The sequence below is a fragment of the Billgrantia bachuensis genome, assembly GCF_011742165.1.
Lineage (GTDB): Bacteria > Pseudomonadota > Gammaproteobacteria > Pseudomonadales > Halomonadaceae > Halomonas > Halomonas bachuensis.
The window spans coordinates 1-21,166 of the sequence record NZ_JAAQTO010000052.1 but is presented as its reverse complement, the minus strand read 5'-3'; the positions used below and the strand labels follow the sequence as shown (position 1 = coordinate 21,166).

General features: G+C 65.5%; 15 protein-coding genes and 1 pseudogene. 5 read left to right on the top strand and 11 right to left on the bottom strand.

From position 1 onward, the window contains the following. Positions 1-192: 192 nt before the first annotated feature. Positions 193-2,640, top strand: a complete 2,448-nt coding sequence (locus tag HBJ55_RS18515) for an acyl-CoA dehydrogenase (protein ID WP_167118509.1) — start codon at positions 193-195, stop codon at positions 2,638-2,640. Positions 2,641-2,694: 54 nt separating this feature from the next. On the opposite strand, the gene HBJ55_RS18510 is transcribed toward HBJ55_RS18515, so the two are convergent. From HBJ55_RS18510 to HBJ55_RS18495, 4 genes are all read right to left on the bottom strand, one after another. Beyond that, on the bottom strand, positions 2,695-4,599 hold the full coding sequence (locus HBJ55_RS18510; RefSeq protein WP_167118507.1) for an SLC13 family permease: 1,905 nt from the start codon (positions 4,597-4,599) through the stop codon (positions 2,695-2,697). Between the two features lie 130 nt (positions 4,600-4,729). After that, positions 4,730-5,548 (bottom strand): enoyl-CoA hydratase-related protein, encoded by an 819-nt coding sequence (locus HBJ55_RS18505; RefSeq protein ID WP_167118504.1) that lies wholly within the window; start codon positions 5,546-5,548, stop codon positions 4,730-4,732. Then, the gene (locus tag HBJ55_RS18500) at positions 5,545-7,737 is read right to left on the bottom strand and encodes an acetate--CoA ligase family protein (RefSeq protein WP_206022758.1); all 2,193 of its coding nucleotides are present in this window, start codon (positions 7,735-7,737) and stop codon (positions 5,545-5,547) included. The genes HBJ55_RS18505 and HBJ55_RS18500 overlap by 4 nt, the downstream gene beginning before the upstream one ends. Positions 7,738-7,757: 20 nt before the next feature. Beyond that, entirely contained in the window at positions 7,758-8,552 is a 795-nt protein-coding gene (locus HBJ55_RS18495) for an enoyl-CoA hydratase/isomerase family protein (protein WP_167118501.1), read from the bottom strand. 284 nt (positions 8,553-8,836) lie between these two features. Between HBJ55_RS18495 and HBJ55_RS18490 the strand changes: the two genes are divergently transcribed. Both HBJ55_RS18490 and HBJ55_RS18485 read left to right on the top strand, forming a co-directional pair. Then, positions 8,837-9,763 carry an SIS domain-containing protein gene (locus tag HBJ55_RS18490; RefSeq protein WP_167118498.1) on the top strand — a complete coding sequence of 309 codons (927 nt, stop codon included), beginning with the start codon at positions 8,837-8,839 and terminating at the stop codon, positions 9,761-9,763. Between the two features lie 93 nt (positions 9,764-9,856). Then, entirely contained in the window at positions 9,857-12,820 is a 2,964-nt protein-coding gene (locus tag HBJ55_RS18485) for a LysM peptidoglycan-binding domain-containing protein (protein WP_167118496.1), read from the top strand. A 76-nt stretch (positions 12,821-12,896) separates the two neighbouring features. Here HBJ55_RS18485 and HBJ55_RS18480 read toward each other — a convergent pair whose 3' ends face one another. Further along, the gene (locus tag HBJ55_RS18480) at positions 12,897-13,874 is read right to left on the bottom strand and encodes an NADPH:quinone reductase (RefSeq protein WP_167118493.1); all 978 of its coding nucleotides are present in this window, start codon (positions 13,872-13,874) and stop codon (positions 12,897-12,899) included. A gap of 90 nt (positions 13,875-13,964) precedes the next feature. Continuing rightward, complete coding sequence (locus HBJ55_RS18475) at positions 13,965-14,525, bottom strand: hypothetical protein (protein ID WP_167118490.1); 561 nt, start codon at positions 14,523-14,525, stop codon at positions 13,965-13,967. A gap of 136 nt (positions 14,526-14,661) precedes the next feature. Here HBJ55_RS18475 and HBJ55_RS18470 point away from each other — a divergent pair, with 136 nt between their 5' ends. Both HBJ55_RS18470 and nadE read left to right on the top strand, forming a co-directional pair. Further along, positions 14,662-15,426, top strand: a complete 765-nt coding sequence (locus tag HBJ55_RS18470; protein WP_167118487.1) for a glycerophosphoryl diester phosphodiesterase — start codon at positions 14,662-14,664, stop codon at positions 15,424-15,426. 72 nt (positions 15,427-15,498) lie between these two features. After that, entirely contained in the window at positions 15,499-16,839 is a 1,341-nt protein-coding gene (nadE, locus tag HBJ55_RS22660) for an NAD(+) synthase (RefSeq protein ID WP_338072048.1), read from the top strand. A 77-nt stretch (positions 16,840-16,916) separates the two neighbouring features. Here the strand turns inward: nadE and HBJ55_RS18455 are convergent, their stop codons facing one another. The 5 genes and pseudogenes from HBJ55_RS18455 to HBJ55_RS18435 form a co-directional block, all read right to left on the bottom strand. Continuing rightward, complete coding sequence (locus tag HBJ55_RS18455; protein WP_167118485.1) at positions 16,917-18,383, bottom strand: cobyric acid synthase; 1,467 nt, start codon at positions 18,381-18,383, stop codon at positions 16,917-16,919. Continuing rightward, positions 18,380-19,087, bottom strand: coding sequence for a 5,6-dimethylbenzimidazole synthase (gene bluB, locus HBJ55_RS18450; RefSeq protein WP_167118482.1), 708 nt, complete (start codon positions 19,085-19,087; stop codon positions 18,380-18,382). The genes HBJ55_RS18455 and bluB overlap by 4 nt, the downstream gene beginning before the upstream one ends. Then, positions 19,084-19,695, bottom strand: a complete 612-nt coding sequence (gene cobO / locus HBJ55_RS18445; RefSeq protein ID WP_167118479.1) for a cob(I)yrinic acid a,c-diamide adenosyltransferase — start codon at positions 19,693-19,695, stop codon at positions 19,084-19,086. The genes bluB and cobO overlap by 4 nt, the downstream gene beginning before the upstream one ends. 24 nt (positions 19,696-19,719) lie before the next feature. Continuing rightward, positions 19,720-20,580, bottom strand: a complete 861-nt coding sequence (locus HBJ55_RS18440) for an MBL fold metallo-hydrolase (RefSeq protein ID WP_167118476.1) — start codon at positions 20,578-20,580, stop codon at positions 19,720-19,722. A gap of 121 nt (positions 20,581-20,701) precedes the next feature. Further along, positions 20,702-21,166: pseudogene (locus HBJ55_RS18435) on the bottom strand (cobyrinate a,c-diamide synthase); the annotation flags it as partial.

The window sequence follows — 21,166 nt, the reverse complement described above, 5'->3', positions numbered from 1 at the left end:
TTGAACTCGGCCGAATACTTGGCCATGCAAAACCCCCTACGGTTGGATCAGTGTCCAACTTTCGGGGGTCAGTTCAATCGAGCGGGGCGCAGTCATTCATGCCTTCCCTGGGCTGGTCTCCTGTCGCAAGATGGGCTAGGCTGACTCATTCAAACAACTGTTCTAAACATGAACCAAGGGAGCGCTGAAGAAATGCTCACCCTCATACTCCTCATTCTCACCATTGCCGGCCTGCTGGCGATAATGCGGCGCGAAGCTGGCGCCGTGCCGACCCTGGTCATGTTCGGCGGCCTTGGTCTGGTGGGGGTGCTGCTGGGTACCCCCGTGCTTGGCGTACTATTGCTGCTCGGCGCAGCAGTGGTCGCCGTGGCTGGCCTCCCGGCACTGCGCATCCAGTGGCTCACGCCGCGCCTGTTCGTCATGTTCAAGCGCGTCTCGCCCAAGGTCTCGGATACCGAGCGCACCGCACTGGAAGCCGGCACCGTGGCCTGGGACGGCGAGCTGTTCTCGGGCCGCCCGCAGTGGGACAGGCTGATGAGCTATCACGATGACGGCCTGAGCGAGGAGGAACGCGCCTTCATCGATCATCAGTGCTCGGTAGCCGCCGGCATGTGCAACGCCTGGGAGATCGCCAAGGAGCGCGCCGACCTGCCCGAGGAGCTGTGGCAGTACCTGAAGAAGGAAGGCTTCTTCGGCATGATCATCCCCAAGGAGTTCGGTGGTCTGGGCTTCTCGGCCAAGGCCCAGTCGCTGGTGCTGCAGAAGCTCTCGATCAGCGAAACGCTGATGGTCACGGTGGGCGTGCCCAACTCCCTGGGCCCGGGCGAGCTGCTGCTCAAGTACGGCACCCAGGCGCAAAAGGATCACTACCTGCCGCGCCTGGCCGATGGCCGTGACATCCCCTGCTTCGGTCTCACCGGACCGCGTGCCGGCAGTGACGCCACTTCGCTGCCCGATACCGGTATCGTGTGCAAGCAGGTTATCGACGGGGAAGAGGTGCTGGGCCTGCGCCTCAACTTCGAGAAGCGCTGGATCACCCTGGCGCCCATCGCCACCGTGGTGGGCCTGGCCTTTCGCCTGTTCGATCCCGACCACCTGCTGGGCGAGGAAGAGGACCGCGGCATCACTCTGGCACTGGTGCCGCGCAATACCCAGGGCATGGAGATCGGCCGCCGCCACCACCCCATCGGCAGCCCGTTTCTCAACGGCCCGATCAAGGGCAAGGACGTCTTCGTGCCGCTCGACACCATTATCGGCGGCACCGAGATGATCGGCCAGGGCTGGCGCATGCTGGTGGAGTGTCTTTCCATCGGCCGCTGCATCACCCTGCCCTCCGGCGCCAGCGGCACCTCGCGCTATGCGCTGGGCTGGACCGGCGGCTTCGCCCGTATCCGCCGCCAGTTCAACGTGCCGGTAGTGGAGATGGAGGGCGTGCAGGAGCCTCTGGCACGCATGGCCGCGCTGGGCTATATCGCCCAGGCCGCGGTCTACCAGACTGCCAACACCATTGATCGCGGCGAGAAGCCGGCGGTACCCTCGGCGATCCTCAAGAGCCAGCTCACCGAGTTCCAGCGCATCGTGCTCTCCGACGCCATGGACATCCACGGCGGCAAGGCGGTGACCCTGGGGCCGCGCAACTACCTGGGCATCGGCTACAGCGCCAATCCGGTGGCGATCACGGTCGAGGGTGCCAACATCATGACCCGCAACCTGATGATTTTCGGTCAGGGCGCCATCCGCTGCCACCCGTTCGTATTGAAGGAGCTGGCCGCCTCCGACAGCAACGACCTCCCCGCCTTCGATCGCGCCTTCTTCGGCCACGCCGCACTAGTCTTCGGCAACGCCGCCCGCGCCTTCACCATGGGGCTCGGCATTGGCAAACCGAGCGTACCCTTCGACGCGGTCGCCGCGCCTTACGCCCGCGACATGGCGCGCCTGTCGGCCGGTTTCAGCCTGTGCGCCGATGCCGCCATGGCCAGTCTCGGCGCCGCCCTCAAGCAGCGCGAGATGATCTCGGCGCGCCTGGGCGACGTGCTCTCCAACCTCTACCTAGCTTCAATGGTCCTCAAGCACTGGCAGGAGGGCGACAAGGTCGAAGGCGAGGCCGCCCTGCTCCACTACAGCTGCACTCACCTGCTGCAGCGCGCCGAGCAGGCCTTCGACGAGCTGTTCGACAACCTGCCCAACCGGGCCTTGGCCGGCGTACTGCGCGCGGTGGTGATGCCACTGGGCCGTCGCTGGAAGCGTCCTGCCGATAAGCTGACCCGGGAGATCGCCCAGGCGGTATCGCGCGATACGGCGCTGCGCGCCAAGCTGATCGAGGCGACGTGGCAGAACGACGACGGCGTGAAGGACAACCCGCTGGCCCGCTACAACGCCCTGCTGGCCGACTACGACCGCGCCGAGGCGCTCTATCGCACGGTCAGCAAGGCCTACGCCAAGGGCGAGCTGCCGCGCCAGGCACTACACCCCGAGGTCCGTCTGGAAGCCGCCCGGGAAAAGGGGCTGGTCAGTGAGGAGGATGCCGAGTTCATGCGCCGCTTCGAGGCCGAGGTGCTGGAACTGCTCAGCGTCGACGACTTCGAGTACGACGAATTCGCCACCGACAAGGCCAATATCCTGCGCCACAACGCCGCCTGACGCTTGTCTCGACCATTGTCACCTACCGCCCCGGCCCAGCGCCGGGGCTTTTGCTTACAGAGGCCAGACGAACAGGATCATCGGCATCGCCACCGCCAGCACCAATAGCGAGAGCGGCAGGCCCATCTTCCAGTAGTCACCGAAGCGATAGCCGCCGGGCCCCATCACCAGGGTGTTTGACTGGTGCCCAATCGGCGTGAGGAAAGCGCAGGAGGCGCTGACGGCAACCACCATCAAGAAGGGATCGACCGAAGTGCCGAAGCCTTCGGCCAGGCTGGCGGCAATCGGTGCCATCAGCAGCGCCGCCGCCGCATTGTTGATCACATTGGAGAGCAGCATCGAGACCAGGAACAGGCCGATCAGCAATACGAGCACTGGCCACTGCTCACCGGCCAGCACCAGGCTTTCGGCCACCAGCGCCGCTCCACCGCTGGTTTCCAGCGCCTGTCCTACCGGAATCATCGCCGCCAGCAGTACGATGATCGGCCCATCGACGGCCTGGTAGGCCTCGCGCAGCGGCAGGACACCCACCAGCAGCGAGACCAGCGCCGCCGCCGACAAGGCAACAGCCGCCGGCAGCAGGTCCATCAGCATGGCCAGAATTGCCACAGCAAAAACGCCTATCGATACCAACAGCATACGCGGCTGCCCCAGCGGCAGGTTGCGCCGAGCCAGTGGCAGGCAGCCCAACGTCGCCAGGCTTTCGCTCAGGTTGCTCTCCCCCCCCTGCAGCAGCAGCACGTCGCCGGCGCGAAAACGGATGTCGCGCAGGCGCTGCTTGAGCCGCCCGCCATCACGGGCTACGGCGATCAGGTGCAGGCCATACTGGTTTTGCAGGCGCAGCTGGGTGACGGTGCGGTTGATCATCATGGAGTCGTTGCGTACTACCGCCTCGACCAGCTCGAGCCCTTCGGTGTCTGCCGACTTCTTCTCGGATCTGCTCTTTCCGTTCTCCTTGCTCGTCCTGCCCTCGGCGCCGCTTCCTTGCCGAGTCGGTTCGGCGTTTGTCCCGCAGGTTTCAGCGTTGTTCTCCTCCGGTTGCGCTTCGTTCTCCTGCGCCTCCTGCTCCTCGGGACCCAATCCCACACGCAGCCCGGCCTTGTCCTCGAGCAGCTTCATCTCCTCGGGCCCGGCCTCGACCAGCAGGATATCTCCGGCCTTCAGCGTGCCAAGGAAGGCATGCCCGGCCCAGCGCCGCTCATCGCGCACCACGGCCAGCACCGGTACGGCTTCCTCCAGTTCCCGCTGCAACTCGCGCAGCGTCCAGCCCACCGCCTTGGCGTCCTCGTCGACCTTCAGTTCCACGAGGTAATTGGCAGTGTCGAACATCTCCTCGGTGGAAGCCTTGCCCGCCCGCTTGGGTACCAGGCGCCAACCCAGTAGTACGATAAAGGCAAGCCCCACCAACACCACGACGGCCCCGACGGGAAAGAACGAGAACATGCCGAAGGGCTCGTCGGTCACCGAGCCACGGTAGCTGGCGATGATGATATTGGGAGGGGTACCGATCAGCGTCATCAGGCCGCCAAGCAGCGAGCCGAAGGCCAGCGGCATCAACAGCAGTGATGGCGAGGTATCGTGCTCGCGTGCGAGTCGCATGGCCACCGGCAGCAGCAGCGCCAGGGCGCCGACATTGTTCATGAAACCGGACAGCACCACCACTGTGCCCGTCAGCGCCACGAGCTGCAGCAATAGCCGGTCGCCGACCTTGAGCACCTGCTCGGCGATCATGTCGACCACCCCGGAACGCTCGAACCCCCGGCTGAGCACGAGCACCGCAGCCACAGTGATTACCGCTGGATGGCCGAAACCGAGAAAAGCCTCCTCGCCAGGAACCAGTCCCAGCATGACCGTGGCCAGCAGTGCCGAGAACGCCACCAGGTCGAAGCGAAAACGACCCCAGACGAAGGCGGCCAGCGTCAGGCCCAGCACGATGAATACCAGCGTATGGTCGGCCATATCCACTCCCTGTCGTGGCTCAGACACAAGCACAACAGCCAGGAGCGAAAAAATCCAGCGTTTTCTGAGACTTCCTGATCCGTAATGTATGAACCCGGCCAGGGGCCGGGTTCATATCGCTAGGACAGATTCACTTCGCCATCTTCTCGAGCATGGCGCTGACCGCCTCGAGATGCTCCGGCTCGTTGTGGCACATGCCCTGGAATACCGCGCAGACATCGAGGAAATCCTTGAGTTCGGTGCGCTGGGCCATCTTCATCAGTCGCTTGGTCAGGCGCGTGGCCTTGGACGGCTGGGCCGCGATGCGTGCCGTCAGTTCGCCCACCCGCTCCATCAGCGATTCCGGCTCGGCCACCTCGAGCACGATGCCGTACTCCCGGGCCTCCTCGGCGTCGATCACCCGCCCCGAGAGCGTCAGCTCGAAGGCGCGCTGGTAGCCGATCAGCCGCTGCATGAACCAGGCACCACCATCGCCGGGGATGATGCCGAGGTTGAGGAAGGTCTCGCCGAACTTGGCCTTGCGCGAGGCAATGCGGATATCGGCCATGTTGGCGAGGTCGAAGCCGGCGCCGATGGCCGGCCCGTTGACTGCGGCGATCACCGGTACCTCCACTGCCTGCAGCGCTAGCGGGATGCGCTGGATGCCGCGCCGGTAGCGCGCCGCCACCTCGGCCACGTCGCCGGCGAAGTCGCCGCCGCGATTGGCCATGTCCTTGACGTTGCCGCCGGCGGAGAACGCCGAACCCGCGCCGGTAATGACCAGCACCGAGACTTCGTCGCAGCGGTTGACCCACTCGGCCGTAGCGACGATATCATCGGCCAGCGCGGTGCCGGTCAGTGCGTTGCGCACGTCGTGTCGGTCCAGGGTAAGGGTTGCCACACCTCCTTCCAGGGTGAGAAGGGCATCCTGCAGTACGGGCTGTGGAGGACAAATCGGGCTCTCGCTCATGCGGCGGACTCCTTGGCATCGGTGGCGAATTCACGCTCCACGATAACGCGTGCGTCCACCACGGCATATCCATCCGCATTGACGATTACCGGGTTGAGATCGAGTTCGGCAAGCTGCGGGTAGGCATCGGCGATACGCGCTACCGTGAGCAGCAGCTCAACCAGCGCTTCCTTGTCGACCGGAGGCTCGCCGCGGGCACCTTCTAGGACCTTGCGCGCCTTGATCTGCTCCACCATGCTGCGTGCGTCGTGGCGCGACAGCGGGATCGAACGGAAGGCGACGTCTTCGAGAATTTCGACGAAGATACCACCCAGGCCGAACATCAGCACCGGGCCGAAGATCGGGTCGCGGATCACGCCGACGATCACCTCGACGCCCTTCTTCGCCATCGGTGCGACCAGCACGCCCTCGATCTCGGCCTGGGCATCGTAGGCGCGGCAGGAAGCGAGGATATCCTCCCGCGCGCGACGCAGCGCCGACTCACCGATCAGGTTCAGCTTGACCCCGCCGGCATCCGACTTGTGCAGGATATCCTTCGACACCACTTTCATTGCCAGCGGCGTGTCGCCGAAGCTGGTCGCCGCCTCGACCAGCTCCGTTTCACTGCGTGCCACGATCTCCTGCGGCACCTCGATGCCGTGCTCGCGCAGCAGCTGCTTGGCCTCGTACTCGAACAGGTCGCGCCCCTCGGCGCGGGCGCGGGCGAACATCTCGCCAAGCGCTGGCTTGGGCGAGAGCGCCGGCTCGCGAGGGTACGTCTCGGCGAGCGCCAGGTAATCGCCGCGCTCGCCCAGCGCGGTGAGCACTCTTACCGCATGCTCGATGGATGCGTAGATCGGCAGACCCGCCTCGTGCAGCCGGCGCAGGGCCGGCGGCTTGATCGGCGCGTAGAGGCTGTAGATCACCAGCGGCTTGTCGGTGGCCTTCGACAGGTCGACCATCGCCTCGGCACCGCGCATCTCGTCGCCCAGCAGCGATTCGGCGAAGCGCATGCTGTAGCCGCCGAACATGCCCACCAGGAAGACGCTGTCGACGTTGTCGTCAGCGGCGACGATCTCCATGCACGTCGCCAGCAGAGACGGATTGGCATCGGTGGAGCCGGCCACGTCCACCGGGTTGACTGTCGAAGCCTGGGGAAAGAGCACGTCGCGCAGCTTCTGGCGGGTCTCTTCGGAAAGCTCGGCCAGTTCCAGCCCCGCCTCGGCCAGGCGGTCGGAGGCGATGGTGGCCTGACCGCCACCATCGGAGACCACCGCCACGCGCTTGCCGCGGGCCTTCTGCAGCAGGCCGAGGCCCTCGGCCACCGGCAGGATCTCGTCGGAGTGCTGCACCACGCTGACCCCGGCCTGGCGCAGCAGGTCCACGGTCATGGCGTAACTGCCGGCCAGCGCCCCGGTGTGGGAGCTGGCCGCCCTCTGGCCGGCCTCGGTGGAGCCGGACTTGTAGACCACCACCGGCTTCATGGCGGTGACGTCGCGCGCCACCTCGAGGAAGCGACGCCCGTCGCGGAAGCCCTCCACGTAGAGAGTGGCCACCCGCGTGTGCTCGTCCTCGCCGAGGTAGCGCAGGTAGTCGTTGAAGCCGATGTCGCTCTGGTTGCCCGGCCCTACGTAGGTGGAGAAACCGACCTGGCCGTTGTGCTGCGCCTCCAGCGCCAGGGACAGCAGCATGTTGCCCGACTGCGAGATAATGCCCACGTCGCCGGGCTTGACGTTGTCCAGCGCCAGCAGGTTGAGCCGATGATGCAGGTTGAAGACACCGGAGGTGTTGGGGCCGATGACGCGCACCCCGTGCGCCTCGGCCTTGGCCATCATCTCGCGCTCGAGGTCGGCGCCCTCTTCGCTCATCTCGGCGAAGCCGCTGGCGAGTATCACCGCCCCCCTGATACCGCGACGGCCGCACTCGGCGATCAGCCCCGGCACGCTGGCAGCCGGCGTACAGATCAGCGCCAGCTCCGGGTTGCCGGGAATCCCGGCGATCGAGGGCCAGGCCTTGATGCCGAGGATCATGTCGGCCTTGGGATTGACCGGGTAGATGTCGCCACGGAAGCCATCCTTGATCAGCCCGACCATGGCCTTGTAGCCGCGCTTGGTGGGGTCGCTGGAGGCACCCACCACGGCGATGCCGGTGGGTGCCAGGATGTCGTGCAGCGGGCTGCGCATGGGGAGGTGTCCTTCGATCGGGTTCATGTCTCGCATCCTTGGCTCTGTCATTTGCCCTTGAACTCGGGGGCGCGCTTCTCGGCAAAGGCGTCGACCCCCTCCTGCCAGTCATCCGTGGTCGAGCAGGTGAAGACGGCGTCCAGCTCCTGCTGCAATTGGCTTTCGAGGCCGGTATCGCTGCCCTGGTTGACCAGGCGCTTGAGCATGGCGATCGACACCGGAGCCTGTCTGGCCAGGGTCTCGGCAAGGCGCCGGGCCTCCGCGAGCAGCGTCTCCCCGGTATGGCTGGAAGTGGCCAGGCCGATACGCGCCGCCTCGCGGCCGTCGATGCGCCGTCCCGTATAGAGCAGCTGACGTCCCATATTCAGCCCCACCAGCTGCGGCAGCAGCTTCGATACGCCGCCACCGACGCAGGTCCCGATGCTGGTTTCGGGAAAGCCGATCTGAGCCTCTTCGGCCATGACGATGAAGTCGCAGCTCACCGCCATCTCGGCGCCGGCCCCCAAGGCGTAGCCGTTGACGGCGGCGATGACTGGCTTGGGGTGGCGCAGGATCGCCTCGCACACATCGTTGCCGAGTTGCAGGTACTGGCGACGCTGGAACAGCGTACGCCTGGCCCCGCCGTGCTCCTTCATGTCGGCACCGACGCAGAAGGCGCGCCCTTCCCCCGTCAGGATCACGCAGCGCACGCCGGGGTCGGCCTCGGCATCGGCCAGGGCCGAAAGCAGCTCGGCGTAGAGGGTCTCAATCACCGCATTGAGGCGGTGCGGCCGGTTGAAGCGGATCTCCAAGACCGCGCCCTGGCGGTCAATGATGAGGGTTTCAGGGGTGGCTGAGTTCATGGCGGGTTCGGTCACTCTCGACGCATCGTTGACTGGGATTCCATAACATTCGGCACGGTTGATACCGAACAGAAACAAACGTGCCGTTATAAAAACACAAACGGCACACTTGTTTTGTCCGGCATCCTAGTCAAGGCGCGGCACGCCGTCAATACGCACGTGCCATCTGGAAAATAAAATAGAAACATTCGTTTCGTTCATTCACCATTGTCATGCGTTACAATGCGCCTCGCCCCGGCCGATCTGACCTGCTGCGGGGCCATGATCCAACGAGGAGATCCGCCGTGCTGGAACATGATCCGCAGACTGCCGATGGGGAAAACGGCCAGGATGCCCCGGCGACGGGGCTGGATGCCGTGAATCAGCAACTGGCCGCCGCCTACCCCGAGCTCAGTCCGCAATTGAAACTCGCCGCCGGCTACGTTCTGGAGCACCCGGTCGAAATCGCCTTCCAGTCGATCCGCAAGTCGGCCGGCGCAGCGCGGGTGACCGCCTCGACCCTGGTACGCCTGGCCAAGCGCCTGGGCTTCGACAGCTACGAGCAGTTCCGTGAGGTGTTCCAGTCGGCCGTCCAGGCCGGCCCGGTGGAGCTCTCGGGCCGCGCCAGCGACCTGCGCACCCTGGCCAGCCAGACCGATGACCAGGTCTTCCTCGACGTGGGCGATGCCGCCTTCGACAATATCGGCCGCCTGTTCACCGCCGACAACCAGGCCCGGGTGCGCGACGCCGCCCGGTTGCTGCTAGAAGCCGAGAAGATTGCCGTGGTGGGTTTTCGCGATACCTTCGCCTGCGCCTACCACTTCGCCTATGTGGGTCGCATCGCCATGCCCAACGTCCAGTTGATCCGCGGCCAGGAAGGCGGCCTGCTGACCGAACTGGCGCCCTTTGGCGAGAACGATGTGGTGGTCGCCTTCGGCTTCGAGCCCTACTGTGCCGAGACCGTACGAGCCCTGGACATCGCCCGCGCGGGCGAAACCAAGGCCATCGTCATCACCGATACCCTACGCTCGCCGCTGGTCCCCGGCGCCACCATGACCTTCACCGTGGCCAATGCCACGCCGCACTTTTTCCCCTCGATCCTCTCCGCCATCACCCTGATCGAAGTCCTGCTGGCCGAGTGCGTGGCCTTCGGTCCCGATGGCCTGGTCGACAACGTGGCGCGCTTCGAGTCACGTATGCGTGCCATGGGTGCCTACGTCAGCAACGAGTGACGAGACGGATGCCACAAAAGATTCAATAAAACTTCAGACAATCGGCCCTCGCTCCTCCCTATGGTTAAGCCTTCACGGAGGGAGGAGCGGAGCATGTCATACCGGATCGATATCGAGTCGCTGCGCCGTTATCAGGCCGACGGCGTGACGTCCAAGTCCATGACCGAAGCGGAGCGTCGACGCTTCGAGCAAGCCGTCGAGGATGCCCTCAGCGCCCGTGCATCAGCAGATGGCCCAGGCGAACTCGACGATACGACGGAACGTGTCTTCGTCGTCGAGGAGGGCGACAGCCTGTGGGAGATCGCCGAAGAACTACATCTCGACTTCGACGAGTTCCTCGTCCTGAACGAACGCGACGATATCTCCCATCCGGGCGAGATCGACCCCGGGGACGTCGTGTTCGTTCCGCATACCTCCCCCGAGGAGGCGGCCCAGTCGCCGCGCAACGCCGAAGGCGTTCCCACAGGGGAAGACGATTTTATCGGCGGCCTGCGCGAGCGTGGCAACGATCTGGAATATACCGACGACCCGGCAGCGGTCGATTTCGATACCGAGATCGACGCCCTCTCCCTGGACATCGAACGCTACCTGGCGGCACTGCCCGCCGATGAGCGACAGGCCGCCCTGCAGCGCATCTACGATCACGACTGGGTGGATGCCGGCCCCACCCAGATGGCAATAGAGCAGGCCGCACAGAATAGCGGGCTGGCGCTTCAGCCGAGTAGCCATACCGGGCCGGAAGCAGAAGCAGCGGCACGCGAAATCATTGCCGAAGCCCGCGAACACAGCGATCCGCAGGAAGCGCTCGACGTACTCGAAGAGGGGTATGAGGAAGCTTCGTCGTCGGTACGAGCCGCCCTGGACCGCTCCAGCGACACCCGGGAGATCGCCGCCGAAGCAGGGGCCGAGATCATCGCCGATGCCCGCGCCGAGGACGATCCGGCCAGTGCGCTACGCACCTATGAAGCGGGGCGGGACGATGCCCCCGAACGGGTGCAGGACGCTCTCGACCGCTCCAGCGACGCCCAGGCGATCATCGATGACGCCGCCGCCTGGGCAGCCGAGCCGCTCAATGGTGAGCGGGAAGGCACGGACACTCCTCAACAGCGCACGCTAGAATCGATCGAACGCCTCGACGCCCTGACCGAGGGGCTGGGAACCGAGCTTGCCAGCGAGGTGGTGGAAGCCCTGGTCGACGAGATCGAAGCGGCCAACCAGGGCGACCTGCAGGCATACGGCGGGGCGATGGCCGGGCCGAACGGCACCATGATACTGATGGAAATCCTCGACCGCATCGCCGGGACGGAAGCGGGCGACCGCACGGCCAACCGGCTCGCCGAGCAGCTCCCGGTCGACATGAACACGGTGCGCAACGAGATGCACGAGGCGGTCTCCTCCGGCGAGGCCATTCCCAGCCTGGCCTTGGCGATCGCATCGCTGGAAGGCGTGGAGGGCTTTCGTGACGAGGTCTTCAGCGCGGTGGAGCAGTTCCGCGACCACACCATCGCCGGGCAGGCCGAAGACTATCACGAGCATCTCGACGAATTGAGCTTCCTCATCCTCAACGGTGGCGCGGCGATGACGCAGGAGCAGCTCGAAGCGGCGATCGACGATTACATCGCCTCGAATCCCGACTGGGAGGCGGAGTTCGAAGCACTCCAGGAACAACTGGCCGACAGCGGTGCCGGGCTGCTGGAACAGATCGAGCAGCTGCAGGCGCTGCCCGACGAGGTGCGAGCGGATCAACAGGCACGCATCGACGCCCTGCTCGACGATCCCAACGCCCAGTTGGCCGTCTCGACGGCCCTGCAGGAGAGATCCGAGCTGGTGACGGGAGAGTCGGGCGACGCCCTGATCGAGACCTTCAACGAACTCGGCATCACCGAAGACCACCCCCTGGCGGTGAGCCTGGCTGGGGCCTATCTGCGCGAGAACGTGATCCTGCCGTCCGGCGACATCGACCCCAGCGACGCTCAGTCGCTGGAGGAGGCCCGGACCCGGCTTGACGAGACACTGCGCGACAACCCAGGGCTCGCCGAACTGCTCGGCACCACGGCCGGCGAACTCGACGAGCTCGCCGATGCCTTCGAAACCCTGATACCTGAGTTCACCGAGGACTTCGATCCACAGCGGTACGAAATCGACGTGGCGCGCAACCTCAACAACACCCTGGACAAGACCAACGAGATCTTCCGCGATTCGCCCTACAACCGCGCCTTCCGCGCCTCGGCGCTCGCCATCGTCGGCTCGGGGCTGGCCAATGCCATCGAGGCCTACGGCGACGATCCCTCGCTGCGCAGCGCCCTGCAGGTTTCCATCGAGACGGCGCGGGTCGGTGTCGACGGCGCTCAGCTGGTCGATGCCTTGCTTACCGGCGGCGAAGGCTCCCGGTCCACCCCCGGCCTCAAGCTGGGCGGCAAGTTCGTGCACCTGTTCGGTGCCGGGCTAGCCGGTGTCGATGCGCTGGTTCGCCTGAACGAGGGTGATGTCGTCGGTGCCGGTCTCAACGCGGCCGTGGCGGGCGGGGTCGGCTATGCGGTATTCGGTAGCTCGTCGCTGGCAGGCCCGGTCGGCTTCGGTATCGCCACCCTGGCGACCCTGGTCCAATTCGGCCGTGACGCCTACCTGACGGCGCAGCACAACAGCCGCTTCGAGACCCAGGCCACGGCGGATTTTCTCGCCCATGCCGGCTTCAGCGAGGAGGCCGCCCAGGTATTGATCGACCAGAGCGGCGAGGGGCACAGCGCAGTGCCCCTGCTGATCCGCTACGGTGAGCTCCACGGGCTCTCGCCCGAGCAGACGGTGGAGTGGATCAATGCGATTGCCGAGGGCGAGAATGGCACGACGATGCTCGCCGCGCTGCGCGACAACCTGCACAATACGCTCGACGAGTTCGATGGCGACATCCTGCAGTTCGATGATCACGCCGACGGTTTCGAACTCGCTTCACCCTCGCTTGGGGAGTCCCGCAACGGCTCCCTGACGCCCAGTTCGCAGTTCGAGCTCGATGCCATCCTGCCGCAGCTCGATATCGAATCGCCCCAGGAGTACGCCTAGCCTTGCCACAGCGGGCGGCAACGACGACGCCCGCCTCGCGGAGGCGGGCGTCGCATCGTAGCGGAGGTCCGTTGGCTTATGGCAGCAGAATGGTCGAGCCAGTGGTCTTGCGCCCGGCCAGGGCATCCTGCGCCTTGCCGGCGTCGGCCAGGGCGAAGCGCTGGCCGATGTCGACCGTGACCTTGCCGCTGCCCAGCATGTCGAACAGGTCGCGGCACATCATCTCCAGCCGTTCGCGGCTGTCGGCGTAGCCGTTGAGGCTGGGGCGGGTCACGAACAGCGAGCCCTTCTGGTTGAGAATGCCGAGATTGACGCCCTCGACCGGCCCCGAGGCATTGCCGAAGCTGACCATCAGCGAGCGCGACTTGAGGCAATCCAGCGAGGTGACCCAAGTATCCTTGCCCACCGAGTCGTAGACGACGTCGCACATCTCGCCGTTGGTCAGCTCACGAACCCGCTCCACTACGTCCTCGCGGGTGTAGTCGATGGTCGCCCAGGCACCGTTGGCCTTGGCCAGCTCTGCCTTCTCGGGGGAGCTGACGGTACCGATCAGCTTCACGCCCAGCGCCCTTGCCCACTGGCAGGCGATGGAGCCCACGCCGCCGGCAGCAGCGTGCCACAGGATCGTCTCGCCGCCCTCGAGCGGACAGGCCTGGCGCAGCAGGTACTGCACGGTGAGCCCCTTGAGCATGCTGGCCGCCGCAGTTTCCGAGGTTATCGCATTGGGCAGCACCACCACCTTGTCCGCCGGCAACACATGAAACTCGCCATAGGCGCCGAGCGGCCCCTGAGCATAGGCGACCCGGTCGCCCTCCTTCAGGTGGCTCACACCCTCGCCCACGGCATCGACCACGCCGGCACCCTCAGTGCCGAGCCCCGATGGTAGTCCCGGAACGGGATAGAGACCGGTGCGAAAATAGATGTCGATGAAGTTGAGCCCGACGGCCTCGTTCCTGACCCTAACCTCGCCGGAAGCAGGATCGGCCGGTGTCACGTCGACGAACTCGAGTACCTCGGAGCCGCCGGTACGGGCAAACTGGATGCGCTTGGCCATGACATTTCCCTTTGTTCGCTAACGATAGATTTGCATCATCCAACCGCTGTTCACGTACGGGGTCAAGTGCTCTGCTACCTCCAACGGCGCTCAGCCGGGGAACGCCGCCAGCCGTTCGACGAAGAGCGCCTTCTCCTGTTCGAAGAAGCGCGGATCGTGCTTGAAACGCCTCAAGACCGCTTCGTCGTCGAAACCCAGCGCCGGCTCCAGCTCGTTCACGCCACGTGCCGGATGATGGGGTGAGAGGCCAACGCGCTGACCGCCCGGCGCCGCGAACCAGCGCTCGATCCCACAACGGCGAAAGAACGCTTCTTCATCCTGATCCAGTGCATCAACTCTCAGCGGTGCTTTCTGAGCCAGCTCGCGGATCAATCGACGCAGGCTCTCCCGGTCACCGCCAGGCGAGGCATGCAGCCGCAGCGCCATGCCCGAGCCCGATGAGTCGAGCGCCAGCAGGGCCAGCGCACCGGGCCTGCCCTGATCGTCCACCAGCGCCCAGAGCCGCGCAGCTTCCTGGGCGAACAGAACCTGTCGCGTACCGGTGAACGTGACCAACGGCGATAGCCCCGCTTCCCTTCCATAGATATCGGCGCACAGGCGGGCGAGCCAGGCATCGCGCTGCTCGTCCCGCTCGGGGGTCATCACCTTCATGCCTTGCCTCATTGCATCGTCAAAGGCTGCAAGCCTAGCATAGTCGCGGTCGATTCCACGCGTGCCGCTCGTGGGTGATCGCCACCCTGTCATTACTATCGGTTAGCCTGACCAGATCCCCCACCGGAGCCCAGACATGCCTTCATCGCACCCCGCTATCGCGCTGCCCAGACTGATCGCACACCGCGGCCTCTCCGCCCACGCCCCGGAGAATACCCTGGCGGCCGTAAGGGCCGCGCACGACGCAGGCTATCCATGGGTGGAGCTCGACGTCCAGCTGCTCGGCGACGGCACACCGGTGATCTGGCACGACGCCACGCTCAAGCGCTGCTCCGATGGGCACGGCAGGCTCGCCACGCTGGATCTGGCCGCGGTGCGCAAGCTCGATGTTGGCGCCTGGTTCAGCGACGACTTCCGCGGCGAACGCATGGCCACCCTGAGCGACATGCTGGAACTGCTGGTGGAGCTGGACATGGGCGTCAACATGGAGCTCAAGGTCACCAGCCGGCGCAGCGGTACCGAGCTGGCCGAGGTGGTGGTTCCTCGTTTGCTCAAGGCCCTCCCCCCCGAGCGATTGATCCTCTCCTCCTTTGACCAGCCTGCCCTGCATCATGCCCGCTCCCTGGCCGATGCCTCGCTGCTGCCCATCGGCGTGCTGACCGAGAGCGTGTCCGAAAAATGGCAGTCGCGCTGCGAGGCGCTCGATGCCTATAGCATTCATACCGACTGGACACGACTCACCGCCCGCCGCGCCCGGGAGATCAAGGCCGCCGGCTATCGCCTGCTGTGCTATACGCCCAACGATCCCGCTGCCTTCGCCCAGCGTTGGGAATGGGGTGTAGACAGCGCGATCAGCGACGATCCGGCACTGTTCGCCGGGATTGCCCCACCGCCTGCCTGACTGGGACATGCCAGCGGAACATGCTATCCGGGTGGTCTAGCCTAAGAAGACGCATTGACAGGAGAAATGGCAATGGAACTGCTGGATCGCATTACGGACTACCTGATCGACAACGAACTCAAGCTCGCCACCGCCGAGTCCTGCACCGCTGGCCTGATCATATCGGAGCTGGCAAGGGTACCCGGCAGCGGCCAGAGTATCGACTGCGGGCTCGGGGTCTATTCGCCTCAGTCGAAGAACCGCTACCTCGGCGTCAGCTTCGATACCATCGACGAATACGGCTTGACCAGCGAAGCCGTGGCCAGCGAGATGGCCGCTGGTGCATTGAACAACAATGACGCCGATGTGGCCCTGGCCAACACCGGCATTGCCGGCCCCAACCCCGGCGACGACGATACACCCATCGGCACCGTCTGCTTCGCCTGGGCCTTCCGTCAAGACGGCCAGTATTACCATTTCTGCGAGACCCGCCGCTTCGACGGCGAGCGCAACGAAGTGCGCCTGGCCGCGGCCCACTACGCACTGGAGCGCCTACCCCATTACCATCGACTGTGTCTCGAGAGCACACCGGAGGCGACGGAAGAAAAACGCTCACGCCAGGCCGTGCAGCGCGCCATCGGCGTGCAGCTGCAGGCCAGGGCCGATATCGACGCCCAGCATGAGATCGAGCGCCGTCGCGATTTCCTCTGCGACATCATGCAGGAAAGCGGCCAGACGACGCTGGTGCTGGGCATCAGCGGCGGTGTCGATTCCACGGTCGCCGGCCGCCTGGCCCAACTGGCCGTGGAGCAGCGCCGCGAGCAGGGTGAGCAAGCCAGGTTCGTTGCCATGCGCCTGCCCTACGGTGTGCAGCAGGACGCAGACGATGCCGACAAGGCGCTGGCATTCATTCAGCCCGATGAAGTGCTCGACGTGAACATTCAGGGAGCCAGCGATGCGCTGCTGGAATCGCTGGAGAGCGGTGGCCTGACGTTCGATGACGCCGGCCAACGCGATTTCGTGCTGGGCAACATCAAGGCGCGCCAGCGCATGGTCGCTCAGTACGCCGTAGCCGGTACTCGCGGCGGGCTGGTCATCGGCACCGATCAGGCCGCCGAAGCGCTCATGGGCTTCTTCACCAAGTATGGCGATGGGGCCTGCGACGTCGCACCCCTGACTGGCCTGACCAAGCGCCAGGTGCGCCTGCTCGGCCAGCACCTCGGTGCCCCGGCAGAGCTGGTCAACAAGGCACCCACCGCCGATCTCGAATCGCTCGCGCCACAGAAGCTCGACGAGGTGGCCCTGGGCGTCAGCTACGAGGAGATCGACGACTTCCTGGAAAACCGTGACGTGTCCGAGCGTGCTTTCGATACCATCCTCACCACCTATCGTCGCACCGAGCACAAGCGCCAGCTGCCCATCGCCCCGGGCTGAAACCCTTCACGTATCACGCAAGCGGGCCGACACCAGGGTGTCGGCCCACACGGTAGTCACCCTCCCGGACGATACCGTCAGAGCCCCACCAGACGCTCGATGGCCTCCATGTCCAGGTGCGCTTCCAGGCAGTCGGCCAGCCGGTCGAGTTCCTGCTGACGATGGGCCTGGTAGTCCACTGCGCCATCCTGTACGTCGAGCCCGCAACGGCCCAACAACGCCGCGCAGGCCTCGGGGCGATCGAACAGGCCGTGCAGGTAGGTGCCCATGATCTGGCCATCGCTGCTGACGGTGCCATCGGGTCTCCCCTCCAACTCGCAGAGAGACCGCTCCAGGGCGGGCCCTGTGCTGACGCCGTTGTGGATCTCGTAGCCCTCGATCGGCACGCTCTCGGCTAGCAAGCGACCACTCACGTTGCGCAGCTGCTTTCCGGCCACCATGTGCGTCTCGAGGTCGAGCAGCCCCAGTCCGGGGGTCGAACCCGCCGGGCCCTCCAGCCCTTCGGGGTCGTGCACCGCGCGGCCCAGCATCTGGAAGCCACCGCAGATACCGAGGATATGGCCGCCATAGCGCAGGTGGCGCTGGATGGCAGCTTCCCAGCCTTGGGCACGCAGCCAGGCGAGATCGCTGCGGGTGCTCTTGCTGCCGGGAAGGATGATCAAGTCTGCAGGGGGAAGGGAGCGACCCGGCCCGACCTGATTCGGCCCGATAAAGCTGAGTTCGACCTGTGGATGCAGCCGCAGCGGATCAAAGTCGTTATGGTTGCTGATGCGCGGCAACGCCGGAACGATCACCTTGAGCGTGGCCCCCGGCCCCACCCGGCTGCTGCGGCCGATGCTGTCCTCGGCATCGAGCAGCAATCCCTGCAGGTAGGGCAGCGTGCCATATACCGGCTTGCCGGTACGCTCGGCCAGCCAGTCGAGGCCCGGCTCGAGCAGGGCGATATCACCGCGGAAGCGGTTGACGATGAAGCCATGGGTACGTGAGCGCTCGCTCTCGCTGAGCAGTTCCAGGGTGCCCACCAGCTGCGCGAAGACGCCACCGCGGTCGATATCGCCGACCAGGATGACCGAGCAGTCGACCATCTCGGCGAAGCCCATGTTGGCGATGTCGTTTGCGCGCAGATTGATTTCCGCCGGGCTGCCCGCCCCTTCGGCGATGATGACATCGAAGCGTGCCGACAGCGCTTGCCACGCCGCCAACACACTCTCGCGAGCCGTGCGCTTGTAGGCGTGGTAATCCAGCGCATCCATGTGACCATGGACCCGGCCGCGCAGGATCACCTGAGCACCGCGATCGCTCTCGGGCTTGAGCAATACCGGGTTCATGTCGCTATGCGGCTCGACCCCGGCCGCCAGCGCCTGCAGCGCCGTGGAACGGCCGATCTCGCCGCCGTCCACCGTCACCGCGCTGTTCAGCGCCATGTTCTGCGGCTTGAACGGCGCCACCGATACCCCGCGCCGCGCCAATACCCGGCACAGCCCCGCCACCACCGTGCTCTTGCCCGCGTCCGAGGTAGTACCCTGGATCATCAAGGTGGTCATGGCCGAGCCACCTCGCCCAGTGCCTGCTGTAGCGCTTCATCCTCCAGCGCGTGTCCCCAGCCATTGCCATGCACCAAGTCGGTCAAGGGTAGACGCTGTCGCCATCCGGAGCGGGCCAACTCCGGCTGGTCGAGAAATTCACTGACATAGCCCAGGCACAGGTACGCCAGGGGATAGACTCGTTCCGGCAGGCCCAGCACTTCCGCCAGTTCATCCTGATCGAGGATGCTGACCCAGCCCACGCCGATACCCTCGGCGCGGGCCGCCAGCCACAGGTTCTGCACCGCCAGGCAGGTGCTGAACAGATCCGTCTCGACGATACTGGTGCGACCCAGCACGGGACCCTCGCCACGGGTCCGGTCGCAGGTGATGCACAGGTTGAGCGGACTCTCCACAATCCCCTCCAGCTTGAGACGGCGATAAACCTGCTGCCGTTCTCCGGAGAAGCGCTGCGCTCCTTTCTCGTTCTCACGTGCGAAGATACCATGCACCCGGCGCCTCACCTCGAGGCTGTCGATGACCAGGAAGTCCCAAGGCTGCATGAAGCCCACCGAAGGAGCGTGATGTGCGGCGTTCAGCAGGCGTGCCAGCACCTCGGCGGGAATCGGGTCCGGCAAGAACTGGGCGCGCACGTCCCGGCGCTCGCGGATGGCGCGATAGACAGCGTCCCGCTGCGCCACCGGAAAGGCGTGATCTGGGGTCACAGCTCGATGCCTTTCTGCGCCTTGATGCCCTGCTCCTTGAAGGCGTGCTTGACCACTGTCATCTCCGTGACTGTGTCGGCCAGCTCGAGCAACGGCTGGGGTGCATGACGACCGGTGACCACCACGTGTTGCATCACGGGCCGGGCCTGCAAGTCATCGAGTATACGGTCGAGATCAAGATATTCGTAGCGCAGGGCGATGTTGAGTTCATCGAGCAGTACCAGATCGAAGCTGGGGTCTTGAAGCATGCCATGCACCACCTCCCAGGCGGCTTCGGCGGCCTGGATGTCGCGCTCGCGGTCCTGAGTATCCCAAGTGAAGCCCTCGCCCATCACGTGGTACTCCACGCCCGGCTGACGGCGAAAGAAGGCCTCTTCGCCGGTCTCCCGCCGTCCCTTGATGAACTGCACCACGCCTACCTTCATGCCGTGGCCCAGTGCGCGGGCCAGCATGCCGAAGCCGGAGCTGCTCTTCCCCTTGCCCGGGCCGGTGAGCACGAGCAGCAACCCCTGCTCGTTCTGGGCGCTGGCAATGCGCTCGCGCATGATGCGCTGCTTGCGCGCCATGCGCTCGGCGTGGCGCTGGGGATCCTTGGCGTTGTCTCGCATCGGCATGCTCTCCTCGGTATTGGTTCAGTCCCCCGATTCGGGGTCGTTGTCGACGCTATGACCATAGGCCGGGCGCGCCACGTTATCGAAGTCATCGGCCAGAGCGTTCAGATCGCGCCGCATCGCTTCCCCTTTCATGGGAATGCCGTGGCCGGTCATGGCCGCCTCGGGCGCCAGTTCGGCCAGGCGCCTCACGGAGTCGCGCGCTGCGTTCCAGTCGGGCGTGAAATAGCGCGGCGGGCCGCTGAGCTCCTGGCGCTGGGTCAGGACCTGGTACAGCTCGTCCTGGCGCACGGTGACGAAGGCGTCGCCGACGATCAGGGCCCTATCCTCGTCGCGGAAAAAGGAGACGTGACCGGGGCTATGCCCGGGTGTCGGCACCCAGCGCCAGCCCGGCATGGCGGGCACGCTGCGATCCTCGGGCAGCATCTCGATGCGCGAGCTCAAGTCGATCGGCTGGGTTGGAAAGAAACGCGACATACTCGCCACCATGCCGCCTTCCACCTGGCTGTCGGGGTCGGGATAGCGCGCCTCGCCGGTGAGGTAGGGGATCTCGAGAGGATGGGCATAGACCGGCACGTCCCAGTGCTCCGCCAGCTCCACTACACAGCCTACGTGGTCGAAGTGGCCATGGGTGAGCAGAATCGCCCTGGGGCGGGCGCCCTCGCCGAAGCGGCGTACGGCCGCCTCGAGGATGGTGTTAGTCTCGTGCGGCACACCGGCATCAACGAGAACCCAGCCCTCGTTGCTCTCGGGGTCGCCAATGAAATAGACGTTGACGATCTTGACGGTCAGGCCCATCACGTCCGGCAGAATGTCGTAGAGCGTGCCGCTCTTGGTGGACGTCATCGGCACGTGTACGTGGCGCAATGTATTGCGAGTCATAGCGAACCTCCCTGGCGTTGGCTTCCATGGGGCAGGACGGCGCACGGCACGATGTACCGTGCATACGGCCTGCCTGTCTGGGAGTCTAGACCTCTCGGCGGCAGGCTTTGGTATCCGCATGTCAAAGCGGCTCGCCCCGGAAGAGCCTCGCCACCAGTCGCGGCGCCGAGGGGAAGTAGCCATGGAAATAGCTGGCCGTCAGCGCGCCCAGGCGATAGACCGGCTCGGCCGGGCTGCCGGCCAGACGCCGGGCATGCGCGAATGGCTCGAGTGGCGTTTCCAGCAGCGAATGGTGATAGGTGTGGCCGCGCAGCTCGCCGGCCTCGGTCGCCAGGCTCTGCAACCCCAGCGCGCTGAGCTTGCCGGCCATGCACGCCCGCCCGGGCAGCAGCCCCAGCATGGCGTGTTCGCTCCCCTGCCCATCCACCAGGCGCTCCATGCATGCCATGAGCCCGCCGCACTCGGCGAGAATCGGCCTGTCGGCGTCGTGATGAGCACGTATCGCGGCCAGCATCGGTGCATTGGCGGCGAGCCTCGCCGCATGCAGCTCCGGGTAACCGCCAGGCAACCACAGGGCATCGCATTC